Below are 24,727 nucleotides of genomic sequence, written 5' to 3'. Positions count from 1 at the left end.
GGGATGCGGGCGACCGGTTGGATCGCCCGGCTGCCGACCTGGCAAGATAGAATAGAAGTCATCACAAGGGAGAGGTGATGCAGACAAGGACAATCGGCACGACAGGCCTTGAGGTCACCGAGATCAGTTTCGGTGCCGCCGCATTGGGCGGGCTTTATCGTGCTTGCCCGCGTGACCAGGCGATGGAGACCTTGCAGGCTGCCTGGGATAGCGGCATTCGCTATTTCGATGTCGCTCCCTGGTATGGTTTCGGCCTAGGCGAACGGTATGTCGGCGACTTCCTGCGTGCTCAACCGGAAAACAGCTACGTGCTTTCGACCAAGGTCGGACGGTTGATGCGTCCGGTGCCGACCGACAAGGTGCCAAATTACGGCTATGTCGATCCGCTGCCGTTCGATGCAGACTATGACTATTCCTATGACGGCATCATGCGGTCGGTGGAGTTCAGTTATGCCCGTCTGGGGCTAAACCGCATCGATATTCTCTATGTCCACGATATCGGCGGCTATACCCACGGCAAGGCGCTGAACGAGCATTATATCGGCCAGCTCCTTGGCTCCGGATTGAAGGCGCTCGAGGAGTTGAAATCATCCGGGACGATCAAGGCCTATGGTCTCGGCGTCAACGAGATACCGGTCTGTCTCGATGTCATGCATGCGGCCGATATCGACTGTATTCTGCTGGCTGGCCGCTATACGCTGCTGGACCGCTCGGCGGTCGCGGAGCTGTTGCCGCTTTGCGAGAAGAAAGGCACTTCCCTCGTCGTGGGCGGCATATTCAATTCCGGCATTCTGGCAACGGGTCCGGTGCCCGGCGCGCATTTCGACTATCTGCCGGCGACGCCGGATGTCTTGGCCAAGGTTGGAGCGATGGAGGAAATCGCCCGCAAGCATGGCCTGCCACTTGCACAGCCGGCAATTCAGTTCGCGCTGCGCAATCAGTGCGTAGCGTCCGTCCTGATCGGTACGGCAAAGGCTGCAAGTCTTGTCCGCAACATGCAACTCGTTGAGCCACGGCTTCCCGACAGCATCTATGCGGAATTTGAAGGATTGACCCTGGTTGCACCTCCGTTGGGAGACGAGGCTGTCCGGGTGTAAGCAGTAAATGGGAGCTATCGGGCCGTCGGGAGAGGCGGCTTCGAGGAGGAGAAAGCCTGTTTTGGCGTCGGTGGCAAATGCCCCTGCGCGATGTGTGATGCCCTCGGGCATTGCGATGCCGAGCCGTAAGCGTTCAACGGCCGGTGTGCAGGAGAACAGAGCGCGTTGAGAGGAGAAGCAGATGAATATTGCCAAGTCACTTCTATCCCGCCGCGGTTTTACCGCTCTTGCCGGCGCCGCCTTGATCGCAACGGCCATGCCCGTGCAGTCCTTTGCGGCCGACGTGACCATTCCGATCATCGTCAAGGACACGACGTCCTTCTACTGGCAGATCGTTCTTGCCGGTGCACGCAAGGCCGGCAAGGATCTCGGCGTCAAGGTGCCGGAGCTGGGTGCTCAGGCTGAAACCGACGTCAACGGCCAGATCAGCATTCTTGAAAACGCTGTCGCCGGCAAGCCGGCCGCCATCGTCATCTCGCCGACCGAATTCAAGGCGCTCGGCAAGCCGGTGGACGAAGCTGCGAAGTCCGTTCCGATTATCGGTATCGACTCCGGCGCCGACTCCAAGGCTTTCAAGTCGTTCCTGACCACCGACAACGTCCAGGGCGGCCGTATTGCTGCTGATGGCCTTGCCGCTGCGATCAAGCAAATGACCGGCAAGGAGGAAGGCGATGTCGTCATCATCACCAACACGCCCGGTGCCGGCTCTCTCGAACAGCGCCGCACCGGCTTCCTGGATCAGGTCAAGACCAAGTATCCGGGCCTGAAGGTCGTCGCCGACAAGTATGCTGACGGTCAGGCAACGACCGGCCTCAACATCATGACCGACCTGATCACGGCAAATCCGAAGATCGTGGGCGTCTTTGCCTCCAATCTGATCATGGCGCAGGGTGTCGGCCAGGCGATTGCTGAAAACAAGCTCAGCGACAAGGTCAAGGTCATCGGCTTCGACAGCGACGACAAGACGCTCGGCTTCCTCAAGAGCGGCGCCATTGCCGGCCTCGTCGTGCAGGACCCGTACCGCATGGGTTACGACGGCATCAAGACCGCTCTTGCCGTCTCCAAGGGCGAAAAGGTTGAAGCCAATGTCGACACTGGCGCGAACCTCGTGACCAAGGCCAACATGAGCGAACCGAAGATCGAAGCCTTGATCAACCCGAAGGTCAAGTAAAGCTCAGAGGCTGCGGCCGACTTGTCGGCCGCAGCCCTTCTGTCTGTCCGTCTTTCGGGCGGCCGCGCGGAAATGCGAGAGGGAGGAGAGCCCATGACGAGCCTCGAAGAAATCAGCCATCGGCACGATGACAAGGTCAAGACGGAAGCAAGTCGCGTTCCGGCCGGCTCGCCTATTCTCGAACTCAAGGGATTGCAGAAGCGCTATGGCTATGTCGAGGCGCTGAAGCCTGCAACGATCACATTCCTGGCGGGTGAAATCCACGCCATTGTCGGCGAAAACGGTGCCGGCAAGTCGACGCTCATCAAGCTCCTGACCGGCGTCATCACCAGGACGGCTGGCGACATATTCTGGTGTGGCCATCCGGTCGCCCTTGCCAATCCCAATGAAGCCATCGCGCGTGGCATCAATGCCGTGCATCAGGAGGTCGTCCTCTGCCCGCATCTGACGGTCGCCGCCAATCTCTTTCTCGGCGACGAAGTCAATCGCTTTGGCCTGATGCGTAAGAAGCAGATGGTTGCGATGGCCCAGACGGTGCTGGATGATCTCGGCTTCGGACTGCCGGCCGCCGAACTGCTGAGCTCTCTGACCATTGGTCAGCAGCAGCTGGTCGCAACGGCAAGAGCCGCCATGCGCGGCACACAGTTCCTTATCTTCGACGAGCCGACCGCGTATCTGACGCGCAAGGAATCGGCGCAGCTGTTCAAGCTGATCCGCCGCCTGCAGAGCGAAGGCGTGACGATCGTCTATATCAGCCATCGCATGGAGGAAGTCTTCGAGCTGGCCGATCGGGTTTCCGTACTTCGCGACGGCACCCATGTGGGCACGCGCGCGATCGGCGAGACCAACGAGGACGAGCTGATCAAGCTGATGATCAATCGCTCGATCGAACAGATCTACCACAAGGAAGAGATTCCGATCGGCAAGCCCATTCTGGAGACGCGCGGCCTTTCCGGTCCCGGTTTCGAGGATGTCTCGCTGACCGTACGGGCTGGCGAAATCGTCGGGCTTTACGGGCTGATCGGCGCTGGCCGTAGCGAATTCGCGCTCGGCCTCTATGGCCGTCAGCCGGTCACGGCGGGTGAAATCCACTGGGAGGGGCGCAAGGTCCAGATCCGTAATGAACGGGACGCGATGGATCTCGGCATAGCGCTTGCGCCGGAGAGCCGCCGCGATCAGGGGCTCTGCCTCAACCTGCCGATCGGCCTCAACATCAATTTGCCTGTGTTCGGGCGGTTGAGCCGTGGTCCGATCATCAACAACAAGAGCGAAGCCGCGAATGCCGACAAGCAGATCCGAGATCTCAGCATCAAGACGCCGAGCCGCCGGGTCCTGGTTTCGGCCATGTCCGGCGGCAATCAGCAGAAGGTCGTCATCGGCAAATGGCTGAGCCACGGCGCCAAGCTTTTCATCTTCGACGAGCCGACGGTGGGTGTCGATGTCGGCACCAAGGCGGAAATCTATCGGTTGTTTGCCAAGCTGCTTCGCGAGGGGGCGGGGATCATCGTCATATCCTCCTACCTGCCCGAGGTTTACGAGCTCGCCGATCGCCTGCATGTATTCCGCCACGGCCAGCTGGTCGCCAGTCATGATTTTCACGCTGCCACGCACGAGGAAGTCCTCGGCGAGGCCATTGGCGTCTGAACGATAAGATCGAAAGAGGGAGAGCAAGAATGGCCGCGAACACCACAGAAGGCCCCGCCGTTGCACCGCGGCGTAAGATGAACATCCTCTTCAGCCTGACGCTGATCCTGCTCCTGATTGCGCTATGGATCGTGCTCGGCTTCTCGACGGACGTGTTCTGGACGCAGCTTAACATCACCAACCTGGCACGTCAGGGGTCGATGACGGCGATCCTTGCGCTGGGGCAGACCTTCGTCATCATTACCGGAGGCATCGATCTTTCCGTCGGCGCCATCGTCGGCTTCTGCACCGTCGTCGTCGCCTGGCTGCTGCAAGCCGGCGTTCCGGTCTGGGCCGCTATCCTCATTACCCTGCTATTCGGTGTGCTTATCGGCGCTTTCCATGGCTTCGGCATCGTACGCATGGGGCTGCCACCCTTCATTATCACGCTGGCAACACTGACGTCTCTGCGCGGCATCGGCCTGCTGATCACCAATGGTTCGAGCATCAACATCGTCAATGACGCCTTCACAAATTTCTCGGTCGCCGACTTCCTCGGTATTCCGAGCCTGTTCTGGATGGTGATCGTGGTGGCGGTTCCCGCCGTCGTGTTCCTGCATTTGAGCCGCTGGGGCCGTTACCTTTTCGCTGTTGGCTCCAACCGCGAGGCGGCGCGCCTGTCCGGCGTCAACGTCAACCGCATGATCTATCTCGCCTATATATTGTCTGGAACCTGCGCCGCATTGGTCGGTGTTCTGCTTGCCTCGCGTATCGCCATCGGCAACGCGACCCAGGGCGATGGCTGGGAGCTGCAGGCGATCGCATCGTCAGTTATCGGCGGCACCAGTCTGTTTGGCGCGATCGGCTCCGTCTATGGCCCGCTGATCGGCGCCTTCATCCTGGCGACCATCAACAACGGCGCCAATCTCCTAAACCTGAACTCTTTCTGGCAGCGCATCATCACCGGCGTGCTGATCATCGTCATCGTCTATTTCGACCAGCTGCGCCGCCGGCGCAGCCCGTGATCCGCTTTGCCTTGGCCGGAAACATCCGGTCCAAAAACTCAGGCTGGCGAGGGCCGTACTCTTCGCCAGCTGACGTTTCTGAGCAGATTGCGCAACGGCTTTTCGACCAGCTCATAGGCAATGATACCGAGGAGCGTTCCTGCTATCGCGCCGATGAAGGCAGCGACATCGGATGGGATCGGCGTGGAGGCCACGAGTTTCGCGATGACGGAGATTGCGAGCGTATGCCAGAGATAGATCGAATAGGAGCTGTTGCCGAGATAGGTGAGGGGCGGAATTTCCGGCAGCTTGCCGCCGCGTTCGATCGAAACCATGCCAAGCACCAGTGCGATTGCGAGCGGACCGCAGGTGATCTCGTTGAATTCGAGGCCGAATATCTCAATGGCCGCGAAGCCCGAGAGCGACGCGATGACGAGGGCAAGGCCGAGGCCGGCGCCTGGTATACTTCCGCTTAGCCACAACCGACCGAGAATGGCGCCAGCCACGAATTCCAGAATGATCGGCCTCGTATAGGTGGCGAGCATCGGCGATTGCGGATGGAAGATGGCGCCGGCAATAACGAAGGCGGCAAAGACGCCGACCATGCCGGCAAGGCGGAAGCGTTGCGGCAGAAACAGGCTTGCGGCAAACAGGACGTAGAAGAACATCTCGAAATTCAATGTCCATCCCTGCACCAGCACGGGCCAGATCTCGCCATTGCTCGGCGAGCGGACCGGGATGAATAGCAGAGACCCGAGAATATGGCCGGCCGTCAGGCGCATGTTCGGAAACAGGCCGGCAACAGCGCCACCGATCATGATGGCGGTGACGATCCAGTAGGATGGCGCGATACGCTGCAGGCGGTCGACGACAAAGCGCAGCGGAGTCACTGGCCGGCGCTCGCTCATGGTCCACATGATGAAGCCGCTGATGACGAAAAAGACGTCTACGCCGGCTGCTCCGATACGGAAATGACCGCCGCTGCGCTCGGCCGCGTGAAACAACACGACGGCAAGTGCTGCAAGAGCGCGAAGATATTGTATGCCATAGAGCGTTTTCATCGACCGGTCCGAGGCTCCCAATTCGCCGGCGGCGCAAATTCCATCCGGTCGTAGGAAACGAGCGGATCGGCCTTTGGCACACGCGCTCGCATAGACAGCTTCCCTGCGGTGAAATAGAACAGGAAAGAGCCGACGTGATACGGGTTCAGAATGTCGATTTCGACGAAGGAACGGATCAGAAGCAGCGTCGCCACGCCCAACAGCACATAGGATTCGTCGTTCCTGTCATCACTCAGGAAGCGGGTGATATGGCCGACAAAGGCCGTCAGCAGTATCGAGGCCAGCAGGAAGACGCCAACAAGACCGGTTTCGACTGTCGTCTCGATATAGGTGTTGTGGAAATGGAAGCCCGCGCGCGAGGCGATGTAGAACTCCTCCCAAAGGCGCTCCGGCTCAGAAAAACCCTGGACCCAATAGGCCTGGTATCCCACCCCGAAGAAGGGATTGAGCTGCGCGGCCGCTATGCCCTGCTGCCAGAGATAGGTGCGGCCGGTCAGTGTCGAATCCTTGCCGAACAGGCCGAGTATCAGGTCGACCGCGCCGAGATAGACGCCGGCAACCGCAAGGATGACGCCGGAAATGGCGACGGCCGCAAACAGCCTCTTGCGTTGCCGTGGCGACAGAAAAAGAATGACGCGCAGGCTGACGCAGAGCATCACGATTAGCGCGGTCGTCAGCACAGAGGTCGCCGATGCCGAGGCGAGCAGGCAATAGGCTGACAACAGGCCGGCAATGCCGCCGCCAACCAGCCAGATCCGGCGCTCGCCGAGAACGAAGACGGCGGCAAAGGCAAAGTAGATGCCGAGAGAGGCGTAGAAGCCGAGCTGGTTCTTCGAATCGAACGCGCCGACGAAGCTATAGGTGCCATCGATCGGATCATACGCGTAGTATCCGAAGAGGATCGAATAGAGGAGCACGATCGCCGTGCCGGCAATCGCGCCGCGCGTCAGAGTGCGGATGTCGAGTGTGCGCATGGCGACCAAGGCACAGAAGATATGCGTCGTATATTGGATCGCCGCACGGGCAGTCACCGAAGGCACGGCCGACCAGAAGATCGACAGGCACGTGAAGACGCCGAAAGCATAGAGCCAGAGCTGCTTCTGGTAGCTGCCGAGCGAGCTGCGATAGTCGATCAGGACCAGCGGGAACCACAGGGCATAGTAAAGCAGGATCGAGGCCTGCCCGAAACGAGACGAATAGGCGAAGACGAAGAACGACAGAGCAATCGCCACTGTGCCATAGGTGGTATTGCTGCCTTGACGAACGAAAACCGATTTGGCTATCCGCATCGATTTTCCTTATCGCATGGCAAGACCGGTGCTGACCTTGATCAAGTCACCGGGCAGCACCTGGGTGTTCTCCTGGGCCGGGATTTCCTTCGTCTGGCCGCTATCGCCGCGGATGATGGTGTAGACGACGTTCACGCCTTGCCCGCTGGAATCGAGGTTGCTGGCATCGGCCGACTGAGCGACCGCTTCCTGCATGAGAGATTGGCTGGTGGAAAGCTTCAGCTGGAGGGTTTCCAGTTGCGTATCGGTATCCTGCATGTCCTGGGCCAGGGATCCCTGCCAGTCGTTGTGCAAGGTAATCTCGTCCTGATTGGCCTTGTTGATGTCCTGCTTGGCTTTCAGGGATGTCGTCTCGGTATCGAGAAGGGTGGCTTCCAGATCTGAGGCACGCTGCTCGGCCGAAATCCGGCGGGAGGCAAGTTCCAGCCCCCTTTCGGTGAGGCTTTCGACCTTGTCGCGGTCGGCCTTGGCCAGTTCCAGCTGACGGCTCTGCGTATCGGTCTTCTTCGCGAGAGTTTCCACTTCATTCTGCAGAAGAGTCTTCAGATCTTCCAGGGATTTCAGTTGGGTCGTCATACGCTGGCTGCGTGTCTGCATCAGCGCCTTCTCGCTTGCGAGCAAGGCTGTCGTTTGCGGCAATTGCTTGAGTTCCATGGGGACTTCGATATCGTTCTTGCCGCTCAATTCGGCCAGGAGACGGGCCTTGCGCATCAGCAGGCGACCGCGCTCGGCCATGTAGACGACAGCATCACCCTTGGCGTTGATGAAATCGCGCGCAAAACGCTGGCCGGCGTCGGCGCGGCGCATGCCGCCGGCAAGGCTCACAGCCTTGAGCACGGTCAGGTTTGGCGCGAAAGGAAATTCGCCCGGGTTCTGAACCTCTCCGGAAAGATAGATCGGCCGGAACTGGGACATTTCGACGGAGGCTGAGGGGCGATCGCGCAGACCGAACTGCTTCTGCAGGCCGATGCCGATAGCTTCGGCGATCTCATCCGTCGTCTTGCCCGTGGCGGGCAGATCGCCGATGAAAGGGATGGAAACGGAACCGGAAGGGCCGACCGTATAATCGCCCGAGACCACCGACCAGTCGCGGATGGTACCCTCGGCAGTCTGCCATTCGGCGACGCGCACATGCAGCTTGTCCATCACACCCAGATGATATCCGGGAAGGTTATCGGCCTGTGCGGCGCCCGATATTGCACAGACGCCGAGGACAAGGAGAGCCGAATATCGGACTGATGTGTAGACGCGAGCGAGCCTCTTGGAAGGCTGAAATTCAATCATGCAGGATATTCCCTGTTACTAGATCGCAGTCCCGCAGACACGGGAAACCGCAGGATGTCTCCCGCGGTCGCTGCTGGTCTTCGTCAATAGCTGCCACGCGACAGGCACACTGCCGGAATGGTCTTGGCGATGATCATCATGTCGCTGCTGAGCGACCAGTTCTTGACGTAATGCGTGTCGAAGGCGACACGGCTGGCATAGGAGACATCGTTACGGCCGCTGACCTGCCAAAGGCCGGTCAAACCGGGGCGCGACTGCAGATAATAGATCGCCGCAGTCTCGTAGAGCTCGAGCTCGTCTTCCACGACCGGGCGTGGGCCGACAACGCTCATCTCGCCGCGGATGATGTTGATCAGCTGCGGCAGTTCGTCGAGGCTTAGCTTGCGAAGCACGGCGCCGACAAGGGTGACGCGAGGGTCATTCTGCAGTTTGCGTGTGGCGCGCCACTCTTCCAACGCTTTTGGATTGGCGTGCAGATAGGCCTGCAGCACCTTGTCGCCATCGACGACCATGGTGCGAAATTTAAGGCAGCGGAAGCTTTTGCCGCTGTGGCCGACACGGCGATGGCCGTAGAAGGCAGGACCGCGATCAGAAAGCTTTACCAGCAACATCAGCATCAGGAAGAGAGGGCTGATGAGCAGCAGAGCGGTCAGGGCGGCAGAGACGTCGAAAACGCGTTTCAATACTCCACCAGTTGGCGGAAAGACGTCGCTTTCCACGGCGCTGAAAAAAGCCGATGTGGCCGATCTCGTCGCAGACTTCATAGAGAAAGCTCCATTCATGTTGGCGAAATTGGTCGGGAATTCTCGGACGCGTAGTTAGAGCTGTGATGGCAGGAGTGTAGGTGGTGATTTTGACTTTTTAAGCCAAACTTTTGTAGCGATATGATATCGCGGTATATAATTACCGCACTTGTGGTGGATTGAATCAAATCAGTGATTTGCTATGTATGAGTTCTACTGTATCAGGCTGCGTATAATGGCTGCGCTGATAGCTCTCCCGCATCGTCGATAATGCTTTTGGACGATGTTATAGGTGAGAGAGGACAAGCTATTCATTATCATCGTCTTCCTTTGCCTCAGGTCACTTTTGATCCGGCGTACGAAAACTTGATTTCACGTTCGCTCTAGTGCGATGCAGCAATATATTGCGCTGCACATACTGCGCAGCTGCGACACCCGGACTTTGTAATAAAAGTTGATTGGATTGCTGGGGAATTAGGGCAGCCGCAAGGCCGCTATATGTCCCAAGGATTGCATGATTTTGGCAGATCATCTTGTGGGTGCAGACAAGAAAACCAATAAATTCAATTGTAATTATAATCGCGGCGTAGTTTTAACGAGCCCGGCGTTAGGATCGTATCAATTCGTAACGGATCATCGTGACTTGGTTGAATCTCAATGAATCATAAAATATATTTAGACTTCAGGTCTGATAAGGGAGGAAAGACCTTGATCGCTTTTTTTCTAACGTATGAGCGGGCGAGGTAGCACTATGTATGCGCCGCGCGTTTTCGTGAGCATGCTGGGCACGCTGGTCGTCTTTGCCATCGCGACTTACTTCCTGACGAACTCCCTCTCGACGACCCTAATCGAAACGGCCATTTGCGCCGTCCTCCTGCAGATCGGATATTTCATCGGTGTGCTTTATCTCGTCTGGAAAGAGCGCAAGGCGCTCGATGCGGCGCGAAGTGAAGACAAGGCGACCATTCCGATCGGGGAAGACACGAAGGTTGGTGGGTTGCCCGCCCCCAGCCTAAATCGCTCAGAGCCGTTCAATCCCTGACGCTGCAGTCAGGCGCATCTTTTGACCGCCGACAGGTTGTCGGATTTAAGCCATGTCCTAAGTCTCCGGCAGAACCAATGGAGACCGACGTGGCTGACAGTGCGGAAAAGAGCGTCTGCGTAATCATCGCGGCAAAGAATGCCAGCGATACCATCGGGCTTGCCATAGCCTCAGCCCTTCGAGAGCCCGAGGTTGCAGAAGTGGTCGTCATCGACGATGGGTCGAATGATGGCACGGCGGCGGTTGCCGCGAAAGCGAATGACGGCAGCGGTCGGCTGCTGATCCACGAATTCGAGAAAAATCGCGGTCCTGCGGCAGCACGCAATCATGCGATCGAGATCTCCAAGGCTCCGCTGATTGGCATTCTCGATGCCGACGATTTCTTTTTCCCCGGACGCTTCAGCTCGCTGCTTGCCCGCGATGATTGGGATTTTGTCGCCGACAATATTGCTTTCGTTACTGCCGATACTGTTCCCGACGCCCATGCCAGGCTTGATCATTTCGACGCCAAGCCACGCTTTCTCGATCTCGTTGCCTTCGTGGAGGGCAATATTTCCAAACGCGGCGTCCGTCGCGGCGAGATTGGTTTCCTGAAGCCTCTGATGCGCCGCTCCTTCCTGGATGCACATGGCTTGCGCTACAATGAGGCGCTGCGGCTGGGCGAGGATTACGATCTCTATGTGCGTGCCCTGGCCAAGGCCGCGCGTTACAAGGTCATCCATAGCTGCGGCTACGGTGCCGTGGTGCGCGGCAATTCCCTGAGCGGCAGCCACAAAACTGAAGATTTGCGGCGCCTTTACGAAGCCGACCGGGCGATCCTGGCAAAAGGCGGTCTTTCGCCGGCAGATGCCGCTGTGATCCGCCGCCATGAGCGGCATATTCGCGACCGCTACGAGTTAAGGCATTTCCTCGACGTCAAATCGCAATCGGGCATGGCTGCGGCTGCCACCTATGCCCTTCGCCATCCCTTTGCCGTTCCGGCCATAGCGGGTGGGATCCTTGCCGACAAAACAGAACGGTTCCGCGGAGGAGGCGCACCGATCGCCCATTCCGGAGCGAACGGCCTGCGGTATCTTCTGCAGGCCGCTCCGGAGTAGGTCTCGCCGGGTCTAAAGGTAATCGCGGCGCACGCCTTCGATCACGGTCAGCAGCCGCTCCTTGCAAGCCGCAAGCGCGCCATCCTTGCTCAGCTGCGGCTTTGCCTTGCTCGCCTGCCAGAGAGCGAGCGCCGAAGGCATGGCAAGCGCCTGCTTCGCCATCACCCGAAGCGGGGTCTGCTGGGGATCGGCAAGCAGCACGGTTTCGCCGTGCCGTTGCTTTTCCAATTCTTTCGCGGCCTGCTGATTGCGCTCAAAACCAAGGCCCCAGAAGCGGGCGCCCTTGGCGATCGCCTCGGCGCGGGTGGAGACGGGAATGTGCTTCGGTGCATAGGTGACCCCGAGCGATTGCGCCCAGTCGTTCCATTTGAAGCTGTTGATGGAGCGCGACGAGCTGACGGCAATCCACGGCACGCGGAAGGCATCGGCAAGGATCGCGCCATGCATGGATTCGGCAACGATGAGCTCGGATGCCGCGAGCTCACGGATGACGGCCTTGGCCTCGCCGCGAGGATCGAGATAGGAAAGACCGACCGTCTTGCAGATTTCGGGCCAGAGACCGGCGGCGGCCGACTCCCAATGGGGAATGAACGTGCGCCTGCCTGATTTTGGCAGATTCTGAAACTCCGGCATCTCGGTGACGAGCACGGCTGGGTCGACGATGCCCATTTCGACGGGCAGTCCCACTTTCTTCGCCGTCAGCGGGCCGCGGACACAGCGCACGTCCCATTTCGATTTGTCGTTCGTATCGGGGAGCGAGCCATAGCCGAAACCGCTGCCGATGACGAGCTTATGGCCCTCGGCCGGCAATATCTCGGTGTTGAGGACAGTGCCTACACCGACCAGCAACGTCTCTTCATGAGCATTGCGAAGGCCGGGAAGCAGGAAATCCCAGAGCCAGAGATTGAGGTCGTCACCGAAATTGCCATGGGTGGATTCCCAGTGGAACGGCTTCATGCAGTACTCCTTGCTGATCCAGATGATAGCGGGGCACGCCGTGGCTCTTCGATGCGGCATGCGCAGCCAATGCTGCGCTGCAAAATCTAGGGCGCTAGTTTGCCCACGGCAAGGCGCACGGCACTTTGTAAAATTGCCGGATCGCGCAGGGCCCATTTGGCCAGCAACCCGAATTGCGGCATTTGCCGCTGTTTCACCTGTCGCGCCTGGCTCCAGAGCGCCTGGCGGCGGGCACGATTCTTGTACTGCCTGATAGCGGCGACATCCTGCGGCCGGCGTGAAAATCTCTGTTCCAGCGTATTCAGCGCCGTCCACGTGTTGAACTGCTGACGCAGGAATTGCGGGGAGTCATTGTCGATGCTGTGAAAGATATTGACGCCTTCGCCGCGCAATGCACCAGTGTTTTCACACAGTATGACCCGCTTGGCCGCGAGGATGCAGTCGCAGAAAAACAGGATGTCTTCGGCTGCCAGTCGCAATGTCGGTTCGAAGCGAATTTTCTCGAAGAGCGGCCGGCCGATCACCATGCAGGACATGTGAAGAAAGCTCCAGTCCTGCAGCATGACGCTGGCGATATCGGGGATCTCGATGACCGAAGGCTTCTCGGAAAGCTGCACATTCCCAGCCGATTTGCCGAGTTCCGCGATACCGAAATGATAGGAAAATTCATCGCCTCCCTCGATGGAATCCCAGTAACAATCGGCGTCGTGGCGCGTCAGTGCTTCGAACGCATTGCCGAGGTGATCCGGCGCCCATTCATCGTCTGAGTCGAGAAACGCCACGAACCGGCTCTCGGCCGGCACATTGTCGAGGCCGGTGTTGCGCGCGCCGCCCGGACCGCCATTCACCTGACGGATCACCTTGATGCGTGCCCGCTGTTCGCTGCTCAGCGACTGTAGCTCATTTTCTGCCGGAAGTGGCGATGCATCATCGACGATGAGGACATCGAAGTCCTGAAACGTCTGCTGAGAGATCGATCTTAAAGCGCGCTGCAGAACGCCTGTCTGCTTCTGATAGAACGGAATAACAATCGTGATTGACGCCATCTTCCCGCCTTTACGGTTTCAAATCCAAGAGTTTGCGGCCTCATCCCCTGGGGACGCAACCATCGGCTTTCGGCAACATCCACAACGGTTTCGGGGGTCGTTTGGCCGGTGGTGGATACTGCCGTGACGCCAACAGGTAGCGTCGATTTGATGCGGAGCAATGTCAGAGGCAGCGTTTTATCGAAGATTGTCAATGAAGGGCTTGCCTGTCTGCCGAGATCGATCAGTCCTTGCCGTCATGCGCGATGCGCCGTTCGAGCGCTTTCGAAGCCGCTCGCAGGTCGGATCTTTTGCCCGAGAGTTTCTCGATCGCGGCGACGACAAGGTTGGCCGCCACATAGTCCGATTTATGCCCGAGATTATGGATGACGATCAGTGTCGAGCCGCTGATATCGCGGGCGAGGTGTCTGGCGTGGATGTCTGTAGAAACGGTCTTGTCGGCATCACCCGCGATGATAACAGTCGGTGCCTTGATCTTGCGATAGCGTGGCGAGGCACCTTTCGCCCAATCGCTCAAGGCGGCAATTTCCCTGGCATTGTGTTGAAAGGCATCCGGCCGAAGAGCCTGTAGTGCCCTGGTCGCCTTGATGTACCCGGCGGGGCGTTGATTGGGGGCAAAAACGGCTTTCGTTGCGCCGTCGATCGTCAGGACGCCGATAGGGGGCACGATGAGCGCGCTGAAGAGCAGGCCGGTCAGCGGTGGTCGGGCAGCGCCATAGTACCAGGCGATGCCGCCTGGCCAGGGATAGACAACCGGCGACAGGAAAACGAGGCCCGCAACCTTATCCGGATGACGAAGGGCAAAGGCGGCGACGACAGCGCCGCCGAAGGAATGCCCGACAATAATGGCCTTGCCGATGCCGCGAGCCTCCATCAGGCGCGCGATCGCATCCGCCTGAGCATCGGGCAGGATAGTCTCCGCACCGCCCGCATCGGAGCCGCCATGACCCGGACGATCAACGAAAAGCAATCTGGCTCTGCCCTCAAGCTTGCTGTGGAAAGATAGAAGCGGGTCGTAAAGGCTGGTGCTCGCACCATGAATGAAGACGATCGGCGGCAGGTCCGGCGCCGCACCGGCCTCGATCAGGATGCTGTTCAGCTTGAAGCCACCGACATCGATGCGTTGCTGCTGGCCTGCGAAAGTCTCCGCGTTACCGGCATTGGCCAGTGCTGCGAACGAAAAGAAAAGCCAGAACACGGCAGCAGTCTTTGGAAAGGGAAGGGTGGACATTAGGCCTCGAATTCACGTCTCGGGATCACTCTGATGGACATACGAGCAGGATCGAAATTCGGTTTCACGGGCGGCAGCTGAATACGGCAAGCCCTCATTGCCGACGCACATGCGGAATTTGCAGCCATAAGGGGAGCGCTCCCGCAAGGCTTTCCCATCAGGATTGTAAGATTGTCGCATTTTGGTCATGGTTCGTCTCTCAAATTCTGCTGCGCTGCAAAAAATCTTCACCTTCTGTCAAAAAAATCGAGGCGGCACGAATACGCCGTCTGAAGCCGTCGCCAAAATATCGGAAGATGCTTAAATGCTTCTGCCTACAGATGTTTTTTTGCATTTAAATCGGTTGTTTCACGTTTGAGACGACCTCAAACGACGTCTTTTGCCCGTCGTCAAAGATTGGTTTCCGCTCATTTTTGCTGCGCTGCCATATTCCCTTTCCCAAGAGCGCCCTAGGTTATCGTCTGCGAGCTTTGATCTGCTCTCATTGAAACGGCCGCGTGGGGGATGCGGCCCGAAGAAGGGGTGACAGACATCGTGAATGTGACTGCCAACGTGTCTTCGCGGATAAATCTCATGCGTATCGTGCTCATATCCGGCATCATCTTTGTCCATATACCGTTCGATACGCATACGAGCCCGTTCAACGGTGCTTATGGTATTTTCGACTGGCTGCGAGTGTTCTTGCGTGACAGCCTGTTTAGGGTCGGTGTGCCTTGCTTGAGTGCAATTTCCGGCTATCTGTTGTTTCGCAATGGACCAGCGTCGCTGAATTATGGAAAGACGATCGCTCGCAAGACAAAGACGGTCATGCTTCCGTTCTTTCTATGGAACTGTGCTTTCTTCGCCTTCGTCTTTGCTCTTCAGTACTACGGTATTGGCGATGGCTATCTGCCGGATCTGTCGGAATCCAGTCCACGGACTCTCTCAACGCTTCTTTTCGCAATAGATGGTGCGCCGATTAATCTTCCGCTTTATTTCCTGCGCGATCTGTTCGTCTGTATCCTTCTGTCGCCTATTCTCGCATTTCTCATTCGCCGCGCACCGTTGCCGACGCTATTGTTTCTTCTTCTGCTCGCGGCATGGCCGATATCGATCGGTATTGTTCTGCGCAACTCTATTCTATTCAGCTTCAGCTTCGGCATTTATCTTGGCATCTACCGTGTCGATGTCACGATGATGGACCGCTATGCTGCCTTGATTGCTCCTGCTTTCATTGCGCTTGCTGCCATTCTCGCGACGGTTGCCTATATGGCGGGGCCTGGCCTGCCATTGTGGCTTGAAGTCAGCCGCAATCTGATGATCCTTGTTGGCATACCCGGTTTTTGGGCGCTCTCGGCAATCCTGATCAGAAGCCGCCTCGGGCAGGGATTGGCCGGAACCGGCGGATTGAGCTTCTGGATCTTCTGCGCCCATTATCCCCTGCTGTTCTGTCTCTGGGTCCTCTGGAACCGCAGCGGCAGTGAGCACTATCCGATTTTCTATCTCCTGGCGGCGGCAAGCACCCTGCTGCTGCTGCCTTTGAGCAATGGCATGGCGCGTCACGCCCTGCCGTCCTTCTACAATCTGCTGACCGGCAGCCGGGCTCGGCCACAGGCCGAACCTCTTGCTGCCGGGAACCGCACCGCCGACGACCGGCGCGTGCGCTCCGAGCAAAGGTGATGCTATGATGACATCGACAAGCCACGCGCGAAAACTGGGTCTCGTTTCCCTCGCTCTTCTGGGCGCCTGCTTCATTCCGCAGGTCGCTTCGGCACAGGATGATCAACCGACTGGCGGATCTTTCGTTGACAACTTCCAGCGTCTCGATACCAGCCGCTGGTATATTTCCGATGGCTGGAACAATGGGCCGCATCAGAATTGTACCTGGTCGCGAAAGCAGGTGAGCATCAAGGATGGATCGCTGCAGCTGCAGCTTACCGAGGGCAAGATCGGTCAGCGCAACTATGCCTGCGGCGAAATCCAGACCACCCAGCGTTATGGTTACGGCACCTATGAAGCGCGTTATCGCACCGCGACCGGGTCGGGCCTGAATTCGGCCTTCTTCACCTATATCGGCCCGACCGACAAGAAGCCGCATGATGAGATCGATTTCGAAGTGCTCGGCAAGAATGCCGGCCAGGTGCAGGTCAACCAATATATCTCGGCCAAGGGTGGCAACGAGAAATTGGCGCCGGTCGCCGGCGGTGCAGACCAGGGCTTTAACGACTACGCGTTCGTCTGGGAGAAGGACCGTCTGCGCTATTATGTGAACGGCAAGCTCGTTCAGGACGTTACCGATCCTTCCAAGATACCGAGCAATGCTCAGAAGATCTTTTTCAGCCTTTGGGGCACGGACACGCTGAGTGGCTGGATGGGCAAGTTTGCCTATACCGGCGAGCCTGCGACCATGCAGATCAAGCGCGTTGCCTTCACGAAAGCGGGAGAGAAGTGCCTCTTTCCGGAATCGATCACCTGCAAACTCGACTGAGCCATGCCGGCTGTCCAAGGAATGGGCGGCCGGTCCAATGCCATGATGCAACACCAACCACACCATGCGTCTGGTCTCGACCGGTCGCGAAAGCGGAAATCTTGATGCTGCATATTCTTTATTTCGTCCACGATCTCGCCGATCCTGCCGTACGCAGGCGGGTGTTGATGCTGCAGGCCGGTGGGGCGCTGGTGACGCTGGCAGGCTTCCGGCGTGACGACAACGTGCTTGCTGCCATCAACGGCATCGAGCCGATCGAGCTCGGCAGGACGAAAGACGCTCAATTTGCGCAGCGGGTCACCGCGGTCGCCAAATCGGCGGTGAAATTGCGCAATGCTCTGCGCTCAGTGGCGCGGCCGGATGTCATTATCGGTCGCAACCTCGAAATGCTGGCTCTCGCCAATCGCGCCAGGTCCGTTTTCGGCGGCGACATGCCTGTGGTCTATGAATGCCTGGATATCCATCGGCTGCTGCTTGGCGACGGGATGCTGGGGGGAGCGCTTCGCAGCGCCGAGCGCCATTTTGGTGCACAGGCGGCATTGCTCATCACCAGCTCGCCGGCCTTTGTCGAACGTTATTTCCGGCCGCGTTCCGGCCTGCACCTGCCGATCATGCTGCTCGAGAACAAGGTTCTGGCGATCGAGGCCGCAACAACAAATGACATCGTCTCGGCGGCGCGGCCGCCGATTGCCGGCAAGCCATGGAAGATCGGCTGGTTCGGCGCGTTGCGCTGCCGCAAGTCCCTGGCTCTGCTCGATGACTTCTCACGACGGATGGAGGGCCGCTTCGAAATCGTCCTGCGTGGCCGGCCGGCTCGCTCGGAATTCGACGATTTCGACAGCTTCGTGCGCGATGCGCCCTTCATGCAGTTCGCCGGCGCCTACAAGAACCCGGAGGATCTCTCCGCGATCTATAGTGAAGTTCAGTTCTCCTGGGCCATCGACTTCTTCGAAGAGGGGCTGAATTCCAGCTGGCTGCTACCGAACCGCCTCTATGAGGGCGGGCTTTATGGCACCGTGCCGATTGCCATGGATGGCACCGAGACGGGACGGTTTCTTGCTTCCCGAAAAATCGGGCTCACGCTCGACAACGCCGACGCTTCGCATCTCGTCGCCCTTTTCGACGGTATGGACGAGCAGCGCTATCTCGCGGCCTTCGGCGCCGTGGCGGCGCAGGATCGCAAGCAATGGATGATCGATCGTGCCGACTGCCAGGGGCTGGTGCAGCGGCTGGCCGCCCTCACGCGCGCCAACGAGCAGATCGCCGAAATACAGGCCCTCCCACAACTGCATCGCAATAGAGGTGGATTGCAATGATGACTGGAAGCTCAAGGGATATGCGTTGCGTAATCGTTATTCCTTGCCTCAACGAGGAAAAGCACATCGAGCCGCTGATCGGCAAACTCGGGCAGGCGCTGGATGACCTCGATGCGCGGATCGTGGTTGCCGATGGCGGCAGCACTGACCGGACGCGCGAGATTGTCAGGGAGATCACGGCCAACGATCCGCGCGTTCTTCTGATCGACAATCCGAAGCGCTTGCAGAGTGCCGCAATCAACCTTGCGATTGAAACCTTCGGTGACGGATATGATTATTTCATCCGCATTGACGCTCATGGCGATTATCCGGACGATTACTGCCAGACGCTGGTTCGGGAGGCCGACGTGACCGGAGCGGATTCCGTCGTCGTCGCCATGCGCACTATGGGCTTCAGCGCCTTTCAGAAGGCAACGGCAGTTGCGCAGAATTCCAAGCTTGGCAATGGCGGTTCCAAGCATCGCGAGGGCGCCAAGGGGCATTGGGCCGAGCATGGCCATCATGCGCTGATGCGTGTCGCAACCTTCCGTTCCGTCGGCGGCTATGACGAAACCTTCAGCCACAACGAGGATGCCGAGCTCGATTACCGGCTGCACAAGGCCGGCTTCCGCATCTGGCTGACCGACAAGACGGCGATGACCTACTACCCGCGTTCCAGCGTCCCGACGCTGTTCCGGCAATATCTCGGCTATGGCCGGGGCCGCGCCCGCAATATTCTCAAGCATCGCAGCATGCCGAGCGTGCGTCAGATGCTGCCGCTTGCCGTCGTGCCAATCTTTATCGGTGCTTTCCTGGCGATCCTCAACTGGATCGCAGTCATTCCGCTCAGCCTCTGGGCTGTTGCCTGCATCGCCTATGGCTTCTGGATCGCAGTTGGCCAGAAGAACCCCTATGGCCCGCTTGCCGCCATTTCCGCCATGGTCATGCATTTTGCCTGGTCAATGGGTTTTTGGATGGAAGTGCTGAGCTTTCGGAACAGAAGGGTGGCTTCATGACGCAAACCCTCCGCCGTCCGATCAGGATTGATATTGCCGTCTGCACCTACCGTCGCGTCGAGCTGGATCAGACGCTGCTGTCGCTCGCGGTACTGACTATCCCCGCCGGCATCATCGTGCGCATCATCGTTGCCGACAATGATGTGACGCCGAGCGCCCGCGATCGCGTCGATGCCATGCGCTCTGCCGTTCCGTTCGAGATCGCCTATGTGCATTGCCCGGCCTCGAATATCTCGATCGCCCGCAATGCCTGCCTGGACAATGCGGACGGCGATTTCGTCGCCTTTATCGATGACGATGAGACGGCCTCGGAAGATTGGCTGGCGGAATTGCTCGTCATGGCGGAGACGACCGGTGCCGATGCCGTTCTCGGGCCTGTGCAGGCTAGCTATGCGAGCACCGCGCCCGCCTGGATGCGGAATGGCGATTTCCATTCGACATTGCCTGTCTGGGTCGCGGGGGAGATCCGCACCGGCTACACCTGCAATGTTCTATTGCGTCGCAGCGCACCGTCGCTCGTCGGGCGCCGCTTCAACATCGCGCTCGGTCGCACCGGCGGCGAGGATACCGAGTTCTTCACCCATATGCACAATGCCGGCGGCCGCATCGCTTTCGCGGCGGATGCCTTGATCCATGAGCCGGTTCCCGGCAAACGCGCTACCGTTTCGTGGCTTGCCAAGCGTCGGTTCCGCATGGGCCAGACCCATGGTCGCATGTTGCTGGAAGATGGGTCGGGCGCGTGGCCGTTGCGCGCAATCGTGCTTGCCGGCACGAAGTCAGCCTATTGCTTTGTCGTTGCGGCACTCCTCTTTGCCTCGCCCGTCAAGCGGCATCGTTACGGCTTGCGCGGCATTATGCATGCCGGCGTCGTCAGCGGCCTCTTTGGCGTTCGCGAGATCGAGCAATACGGAACTATGGAGAAGGCGCCGCAATGACGGATTTCATCCCCGATGTCAGCTTCGTCATCGCTGCCTATAATGCCGAGGAGACGCTCGCGCGTGCCATCGACAGTGCGCTCGCCCAGGGCGCCGTCAGCATGGAGGTGATCGTCGTCGACGATTGCTCGACCGACAGTACGCGAGATATTGCCGGCAATCATCCCGATCCCCGTGTTCGTCTTGTCGCACTGGCGCGTAACGGTGGTCCGGGTGCTGCCCGCAACGCCGGTCTCGATGCGGCCCGTGGCCGCTGGGTAGCCGTGCTCGATTCCGACGACGCTTTGCGACCGGATCGAATGGCGCGTCTGATTGCCCGGGCGGAAAAGGCCGAGGCCCAGATCGCGGTCGATAATCTCGACGTCATTCGCGAAGATGTCGGAACGATCGTTCCGATGTTTCCCGAAGCGGTACTCACCCGCCTACCGGTGCTGACGCTGGCGAAATTCATCGCCTCGAACATGATTTTCCGTTCCGAGCACAATTTCGGCTACATGAAGCCGGTCTTCGAGCGGGAATTCCTGGAAAAGCATCGCCTGCGTTTCGACGAGCGGTTACGGATCGGCGAGGATTATATTTTCCTGGCCTCTGCACTTGCCAGAGGCGGCGTCTGCGTCGTCGAGCCGATGGTCGGTTATCTCTATTACATTCGCGATGGATCGATATCGCGTGTTCTCAAAAGAGAACATGTCGAGGCCATGCTTTCCGCCGACGCCAGGTTCTTTGCCGAACATCCCTTCGGCGCTGCGGCACTTGCCGCACAAAGGCGGCGAACGCGCAATCTGAAAGAGGTCAAAGCCTTCCTGATGCTGGTCGCCAGCATCAAGGAGCGCGAATTGCCGAGCACTCTCAAGATTGCACTCCTCAACCCGCGCGCGATGCGTCATCTGAGCATGCCCGTTGCCGCCCGCCTGCGCCGTCTTGCCGCGTCCCTGCGCGGCGGCCGTCAGCAGACACCCGCCTCTCAACTCTCCTCGCCCCTGCCCAATATGGGCGCAGGCCCTCACTCTAACAAAGGATGATAGAGCCATGGACCCCAAGCACCGTGTGAGAAAAGCAGTCATTCCGGTTGCCGGCAACGGAACCCGGTTCCTGCCTGCCACCAAGGCAATGCCGAAGGAGATGCTGACGATCGTCGATCGTCCAGTCGTTCAATATGCCGTCGACGAGGCTATCGAAGCCGGCATCGAGCACATCGTCTTCGTCACCAGCCGCAACAAGTCGGCGATCGAAGATCACTTCGACGATACGCCGGAATTGATTTCCTCGCTGCGGCTGGCCGGCAAGAGCCATCAGGTCAGCGAGCTGGAGCGTCTCCTGCCGCGGCCGGGCTCCGTCAGCTTTACCCGCCAGCAGGCGCCGCTTGGCCTTGGCCATGCCGTCTGGTGTGCCCGTGACCTGATCGGCAACGAACCTTTTGCGCTGCTGCTGCCGGATATGCTCTGCTATGGCATGCGCGGCTGTATGGCCGGCCTGATGGACCTCTACAGCGAAGTCGGCGGCAATATCGTAGCTGTTGAGGAATGCGCCCCCGAAGAGACCTCGAAATACGGCATCATCGGCAAGGGAGCTGCCGTCCGTCACGGCTTCGCCGTGACCAAGATGGTCGAGAAGCCGCATCCGTCGGAAGCGCCTTCAAACTTTTACCTTAATGGTCGTTATATCCTCCAGCCCGAGATCTTCGATATTCTGGCCCGCCAGGAGCGCGGAGCCGGCAATGAAATCCAGCTGACCGACGGCATGTTGCGCCTCTCCGAGACGCAATCTTTCCATGCCCAGGTCTATAACGGACGGACATTCGACTGCGGGTCCAAACACGGCTTCATCGAAGCGAACGTCGCCTTTGCGCTCGCTCGCTCCGATATCGGCGGCCTGGTTTATGACTCGATCCGCAACCTGGTCGTCTCGCACGAAGCGCAGATGACCGCTGCATAAGCCTGTTCACGTTCTGACCCGCGGCCGTCGAGGCCGCGGGTCACAGCTTATTATCCATTCAGGCTTCTCCGACTAAGGTGGTCGCCATGCATCAGAAGAACTTTACTTTCCACAGCGCTCACTCCCAGGCTGAGCAGCATGACGGCTTCATCGATCTCGATCGGCTGATGGCGATCGTGACGCGCCGCATCCGCACCATCATCTTCGCAGTGGCTGCCTTTGTCATACTGGCCGTGGCTTATTTGCTGACCGCCACGCCGAGCTACACGTCGATGACGCAAATCCTGCTCGATGAGAGCATGACGAAATATGCCGAGAGCCAGCCGCCCGTCGCCAGCAGCCAGCAGGCGGACATGGAGATCGCCAGCGCCGTCGAAATCCTGAAATCGAACGAGATGGCCTTGCGCGTCGTCGATACCGCGGGGCTTGCCGACAACAATACGCTGCTCAATCCACCACAGTCGCCGGCGGCCCTGCTCAAGTCGGGCGCGGGGCTGATTGCCAGTATCTTCAAGGTGGGGCGTACGCCCATGACCCCGGAAGAGATGCGCGAAGCGCAGCGCCAGAAGGTCGCTGCCGTGCTGCAGGATGGTCTCAAGGTCGAGCGCGTTACACGAAGCTCGGTTGTCGCCGTCTCCTTCAGTTCGACAGACAGGCTATTGGCCGCCAAGGTAACGAGCGCCTATGCCGAGGCCTACCTGACGGATCAGCTGAACGCCAATTTCGACGCAACGGAACGCGCCTCCGTTTGGCTTCAGGAACGCTTGAACGACCTGCGCCAGCGTGCGCAGGAAGCCTCGCTCGAAGTCGAGAAATACAAGGCCGACAATGGCCTGACGTCGACCGGTGGCGAGCTGATGTCGGAGCAGCAGATTTCCGATCTCAACAAGCAGCTGATCATCGCCCAGGCCGATACCGCCAGCGCGGCAGCACGCTACAATCAGTATAAGTCGATCATCGACCAGGGTCCGGACAACGCCGTCAAGAATGCAACCATCTCCTCGAGCCAGACCGATACGTCAGTCTTGCAGGACCTGAAGACACGCTATCTCGCCGTCGAGAAGCGAGAGCAGGATGTCACGCAGAATTTCGGCGCCAACCATCCGCAAGCCGTCGCGCTCAAGGCCGAGCGGCAGGACATTACCCGGCAGATCTATCAGGTACTTCAGCAACTGACCGCCAGCTACAAGAACGAGCTTGATGTCGCGCAGTCCCGTTCCGCTTCGCTTCGCGAAAGCATCGAGGGTGTCGTCGGCAAGAATTCGGAAGCCAACAAGTCGCTCGTGCATCTGAATGAGCTGAACCAGAAAGCGACGGCGCTGAAGACGCTGTATGAATCCTATCTCGGCCGCTTCGAAGAGGCGACACAGCAGCGATCCTTCCCGATCGCCAAGGCACGCGTCATCTCCGTTGCAGGCGTGCCGACATCGCCGTCAAGCCCGAAGAAGACGCTTGTCATGGCACTCTCGGTGATCCTCGGTCTGATGGCCGGTTGCGGCGTGGCCGCATTCCAGGAGTTCCGCGACCGCTTCTTCCGCGTCGAAGCGGATGTGCGCTCTGCGCTTGGATTGAAGTTCCTCGGCTATCTGCCATTGCTTGGTCAGCAGAGCAACGGCAAGAGGAAGCGCCGAAAGACCAATATCGGTCAGGAGCCGGTAACCGCCGAAGAGGCGGAGCACGGTGTCACCTTCGAACGGATGATGCGCATCTCTGTCGAGGCGCCGCGCTCGATCTTTGCCGAGACGCTGAGAAATGCCAAGCTTGCCAGCGACGTCATGCTGCAGGGCCGCACCGATCGCGTGATCGGCGTCGTCTCGGCGCTGCCGGGCGAAGGCAAGTCGACGACGGCCGCCAATTTCGCCGCTCTCCTGGCCAGCAGTGGCAAGCGTACGCTGCTGATCGACGCCGACTTGCGCAATCCGGGCTTGAGCCGCACGCTGAAGTCACCGCCGCAGGCCGGGTTGATCGAGGCCGTGCTCGGCGAGGTACCTTGGACGAATGTCGTCAAGGTCGACCCGCGCACCAAGCTTGCCATCCTGCCCGTCGTCGTACGCGATCATCTCCTGCACACCAGCGAGCTGCTGTCGTCGCAAGGCATGCATCATCTCATGGAAAATGCGCGCAAGATGTTCGACTACATCGTCGTCGATCTGGCACCGCTGGGACCCGTCATCGATGCCAAGGCTTTTGCGCCGCAGGTTGATGCCTTCCTGCTGGTGACGGAATGGGGTGCGACGCCAACGAACCTCGTGCGTGATGTTCTGGAGCAGGAGCCCCAGATCAACTCGCGCATTCTCGGCGTCATCCTCAACAAGACCGACATGTCTGAATTGCCGCGCTATAGCGATTTCGGCGGAACCGAACGCTACCGGCAGAAGTATGTGAGCTACTACACCGAAGCACAGCCGCGCGCGCAGGTGGATGCGTAGTTACC

General features: G+C 59.0%; 21 protein-coding genes. 14 read left to right on the top strand and 7 right to left on the bottom strand.

Going from position 1 to position 24,727, the window contains the following annotated elements; all coding sequences use genetic code 11:
• Window positions 1-77 precede the first annotated feature (77 nt).
• The 4 genes from ACQZ6F_RS05085 (at window position 78) to ACQZ6F_RS05070 (ending at window position 4,916) form a co-directional block, all read left to right on the top strand.
• Window positions 78-1,097, top strand: a complete 1,020-nt coding sequence (locus ACQZ6F_RS05085; protein ID WP_449092903.1) for an aldo/keto reductase — start codon at window positions 78-80, stop codon at window positions 1,095-1,097.
• A gap of 181 nt (window positions 1,098-1,278) precedes the next feature.
• Window positions 1,279-2,268 carry an ABC transporter substrate-binding protein gene (locus ACQZ6F_RS05080; protein WP_068395386.1) on the top strand — a complete coding sequence of 330 codons (990 nt, stop codon included), beginning with the start codon at window positions 1,279-1,281 and terminating at the stop codon, window positions 2,266-2,268.
• A gap of 93 nt (window positions 2,269-2,361) precedes the next feature.
• The gene (locus ACQZ6F_RS05075; protein WP_449092902.1) at window positions 2,362-3,912 is read left to right on the top strand and encodes a sugar ABC transporter ATP-binding protein; all 1,551 of its coding nucleotides are present in this window, start codon (window positions 2,362-2,364) and stop codon (window positions 3,910-3,912) included.
• 29 nt (window positions 3,913-3,941) lie between these two features.
• The gene (locus tag ACQZ6F_RS05070; RefSeq protein ID WP_077470247.1) at window positions 3,942-4,916 is read left to right on the top strand and encodes an ABC transporter permease; all 975 of its coding nucleotides are present in this window, start codon (window positions 3,942-3,944) and stop codon (window positions 4,914-4,916) included.
• 38 nt (window positions 4,917-4,954) lie between these two features.
• On the opposite strand, the gene ACQZ6F_RS05065 is transcribed toward ACQZ6F_RS05070, so the two are convergent.
• The 4 genes from ACQZ6F_RS05065 to ACQZ6F_RS05050 all read right to left on the bottom strand — a co-directional run bounded on the left by ACQZ6F_RS05065 (window position 4,955) and on the right by ACQZ6F_RS05050 (window position 9,293).
• Window positions 4,955-5,956 (bottom strand): acyltransferase family protein, encoded by a 1,002-nt coding sequence (locus tag ACQZ6F_RS05065; RefSeq protein ID WP_449092901.1) that lies wholly within the window; start codon window positions 5,954-5,956, stop codon window positions 4,955-4,957.
• The gene (locus ACQZ6F_RS05060) at window positions 5,953-7,245 is read right to left on the bottom strand and encodes an O-antigen ligase family protein (RefSeq protein WP_077470249.1); all 1,293 of its coding nucleotides are present in this window, start codon (window positions 7,243-7,245) and stop codon (window positions 5,953-5,955) included. Before ACQZ6F_RS05060 ends, ACQZ6F_RS05065 begins: the two co-directional genes overlap by 4 nt.
• Before the next feature lie 9 nt (window positions 7,246-7,254).
• Window positions 7,255-8,529, bottom strand: a complete 1,275-nt coding sequence (locus tag ACQZ6F_RS05055; RefSeq protein WP_449092900.1) for a polysaccharide biosynthesis/export family protein — start codon at window positions 8,527-8,529, stop codon at window positions 7,255-7,257.
• A gap of 83 nt (window positions 8,530-8,612) precedes the next feature.
• Window positions 8,613-9,293, bottom strand: a complete 681-nt coding sequence (locus tag ACQZ6F_RS05050; RefSeq protein WP_077470251.1) for a sugar transferase — start codon at window positions 9,291-9,293, stop codon at window positions 8,613-8,615.
• 730 nt (window positions 9,294-10,023) lie between these two features.
• Here ACQZ6F_RS05050 and ACQZ6F_RS05045 point away from each other — a divergent pair.
• Window positions 10,024-10,314, top strand: a complete 291-nt coding sequence (locus ACQZ6F_RS05045; protein ID WP_077470252.1) for an exopolysaccharide production repressor protein — start codon at window positions 10,024-10,026, stop codon at window positions 10,312-10,314.
• Window positions 10,315-10,403: 89 nt separating this feature from the next.
• Entirely contained in the window at window positions 10,404-11,411 is a 1,008-nt protein-coding gene (locus ACQZ6F_RS05040) for a glycosyltransferase family 2 protein (protein WP_449092899.1), read from the top strand.
• 12 nt (window positions 11,412-11,423) lie between these two features.
• Here the strand turns inward: ACQZ6F_RS05040 and ACQZ6F_RS05035 are convergent, their stop codons facing one another.
• From ACQZ6F_RS05035 to ACQZ6F_RS05025, 3 genes are all read right to left on the bottom strand, one after another.
• A complete protein-coding gene (locus tag ACQZ6F_RS05035) occupies window positions 11,424-12,368 on the bottom strand; it encodes a polysaccharide pyruvyl transferase family protein (protein ID WP_449092898.1) in 945 nt (314 codons plus the stop codon).
• 86 nt (window positions 12,369-12,454) lie between these two features.
• On the bottom strand, window positions 12,455-13,414 hold the full coding sequence (locus ACQZ6F_RS05030; RefSeq protein ID WP_449092897.1) for a glycosyltransferase family 2 protein: 960 nt from the start codon (window positions 13,412-13,414) through the stop codon (window positions 12,455-12,457).
• 223 nt (window positions 13,415-13,637) lie between these two features.
• A complete protein-coding gene (locus ACQZ6F_RS05025) occupies window positions 13,638-14,645 on the bottom strand; it encodes an alpha/beta fold hydrolase (protein WP_077470256.1) in 1,008 nt (335 codons plus the stop codon).
• 573 nt (window positions 14,646-15,218) lie between these two features.
• Here ACQZ6F_RS05025 and ACQZ6F_RS05020 point away from each other — a divergent pair.
• The 8 genes from ACQZ6F_RS05020 (at window position 15,219) to ACQZ6F_RS04985 (ending at window position 24,722) form a co-directional block, all read left to right on the top strand.
• The gene (locus ACQZ6F_RS05020) at window positions 15,219-16,304 is read left to right on the top strand and encodes an acyltransferase family protein (protein WP_449092896.1); all 1,086 of its coding nucleotides are present in this window, start codon (window positions 15,219-15,221) and stop codon (window positions 16,302-16,304) included.
• Between the two features lie 4 nt (window positions 16,305-16,308).
• Complete coding sequence (gene exoK, locus ACQZ6F_RS05015; protein WP_077470257.1) at window positions 16,309-17,112, top strand: endo-1,3-1,4-beta-glycanase ExoK; 804 nt, start codon at window positions 16,309-16,311, stop codon at window positions 17,110-17,112.
• 104 nt (window positions 17,113-17,216) lie between these two features.
• Window positions 17,217-18,428: a glycosyl transferase family 1 gene (locus ACQZ6F_RS05010; protein WP_449092895.1), complete on the top strand. Its 1,212-nt coding sequence runs from the start codon at window positions 17,217-17,219 to the stop codon at window positions 18,426-18,428.
• A gap of 20 nt (window positions 18,429-18,448) precedes the next feature.
• A complete protein-coding gene (locus tag ACQZ6F_RS05005) occupies window positions 18,449-19,423 on the top strand; it encodes a glycosyltransferase family 2 protein (protein WP_449092894.1) in 975 nt (324 codons plus the stop codon).
• Window positions 19,420-20,358: a glycosyltransferase gene (locus ACQZ6F_RS05000; protein WP_449092893.1), complete on the top strand. Its 939-nt coding sequence runs from the start codon at window positions 19,420-19,422 to the stop codon at window positions 20,356-20,358. Before ACQZ6F_RS05005 ends, ACQZ6F_RS05000 begins: the two co-directional genes overlap by 4 nt.
• A complete protein-coding gene (locus tag ACQZ6F_RS04995) occupies window positions 20,355-21,380 on the top strand; it encodes a glycosyltransferase family 2 protein (RefSeq protein ID WP_077470261.1) in 1,026 nt (341 codons plus the stop codon). The genes ACQZ6F_RS05000 and ACQZ6F_RS04995 overlap by 4 nt, the downstream gene beginning before the upstream one ends.
• Window positions 21,381-21,387: 7 nt before the next feature.
• Window positions 21,388-22,293, top strand: coding sequence for a UTP--glucose-1-phosphate uridylyltransferase (locus ACQZ6F_RS04990; protein WP_077470262.1), 906 nt, complete (start codon window positions 21,388-21,390; stop codon window positions 22,291-22,293).
• Window positions 22,294-22,379: 86 nt separating this feature from the next.
• A complete protein-coding gene (locus tag ACQZ6F_RS04985) occupies window positions 22,380-24,722 on the top strand; it encodes a polysaccharide biosynthesis tyrosine autokinase (protein ID WP_449092892.1) in 2,343 nt (780 codons plus the stop codon).
• The last annotated feature ends 5 nt before the right edge of the window (window positions 24,723-24,727 follow it).

The sequence above is a fragment of the Rhizobium sp. A22-96 genome (genome assembly GCF_053521805.1).
This window is presented reverse-complemented; position numbering and strand designations above follow the sequence as displayed.

Bases quoted from the DNA above. Each gene is read 5' to 3' on its own strand.
- ACQZ6F_RS05025 (WP_077470256.1), bottom strand. From the start codon at position 14,645: ATGTCCACCCTTCCCTTTCCAAAGACTGCTGCCGTGTTCTGGCTTTTC.
- ACQZ6F_RS05035 (WP_449092898.1), bottom strand. From the start codon at position 12,368: ATGAAGCCGTTCCACTGGGAATCCACCCATGGCAATTTCGGTGACGAC.
- ACQZ6F_RS05085 (WP_449092903.1), top strand. From the start codon at position 78: ATGCAGACAAGGACAATCGGCACGACAGGCCTTGAGGTCACCGAGATC.
- ACQZ6F_RS05075 (WP_449092902.1), top strand. From the start codon at position 2,362: ATGACGAGCCTCGAAGAAATCAGCCATCGGCACGATGACAAGGTCAAG.
- ACQZ6F_RS05045 (WP_077470252.1), top strand. From the start codon at position 10,024: ATGTATGCGCCGCGCGTTTTCGTGAGCATGCTGGGCACGCTGGTCGTC.
- ACQZ6F_RS05080 (WP_068395386.1), top strand. From the start codon at position 1,279: ATGAATATTGCCAAGTCACTTCTATCCCGCCGCGGTTTTACCGCTCTT.
- ACQZ6F_RS05050 (WP_077470251.1), bottom strand. From the start codon at position 9,293: ATGAAGTCTGCGACGAGATCGGCCACATCGGCTTTTTTCAGCGCCGTG.
- ACQZ6F_RS05020 (WP_449092896.1), top strand. From the start codon at position 15,219: ATGCGTATCGTGCTCATATCCGGCATCATCTTTGTCCATATACCGTTC.
- exoK (WP_077470257.1), top strand. From the start codon at position 16,309: ATGATGACATCGACAAGCCACGCGCGAAAACTGGGTCTCGTTTCCCTC.
- ACQZ6F_RS05070 (WP_077470247.1), top strand. From the start codon at position 3,942: ATGGCCGCGAACACCACAGAAGGCCCCGCCGTTGCACCGCGGCGTAAG.
- ACQZ6F_RS05065 (WP_449092901.1), bottom strand. From the start codon at position 5,956: ATGAAAACGCTCTATGGCATACAATATCTTCGCGCTCTTGCAGCACTT.
- ACQZ6F_RS05030 (WP_449092897.1), bottom strand. From the start codon at position 13,414: ATGGCGTCAATCACGATTGTTATTCCGTTCTATCAGAAGCAGACAGGC.
- ACQZ6F_RS05000 (WP_449092893.1), top strand. From the start codon at position 19,420: ATGACGCAAACCCTCCGCCGTCCGATCAGGATTGATATTGCCGTCTGC.
- ACQZ6F_RS04990 (WP_077470262.1), top strand. From the start codon at position 21,388: ATGGACCCCAAGCACCGTGTGAGAAAAGCAGTCATTCCGGTTGCCGGC.
- ACQZ6F_RS04995 (WP_077470261.1), top strand. From the start codon at position 20,355: ATGACGGATTTCATCCCCGATGTCAGCTTCGTCATCGCTGCCTATAAT.
- ACQZ6F_RS05005 (WP_449092894.1), top strand. From the start codon at position 18,449: ATGCGTTGCGTAATCGTTATTCCTTGCCTCAACGAGGAAAAGCACATC.
- ACQZ6F_RS04985 (WP_449092892.1), top strand. From the start codon at position 22,380: ATGCATCAGAAGAACTTTACTTTCCACAGCGCTCACTCCCAGGCTGAG.
- ACQZ6F_RS05055 (WP_449092900.1), bottom strand. From the start codon at position 8,529: ATGATTGAATTTCAGCCTTCCAAGAGGCTCGCTCGCGTCTACACATCA.
- ACQZ6F_RS05010 (WP_449092895.1), top strand. From the start codon at position 17,217: ATGCTGCATATTCTTTATTTCGTCCACGATCTCGCCGATCCTGCCGTA.
- ACQZ6F_RS05060 (WP_077470249.1), bottom strand. From the start codon at position 7,245: ATGCGGATAGCCAAATCGGTTTTCGTTCGTCAAGGCAGCAATACCACC.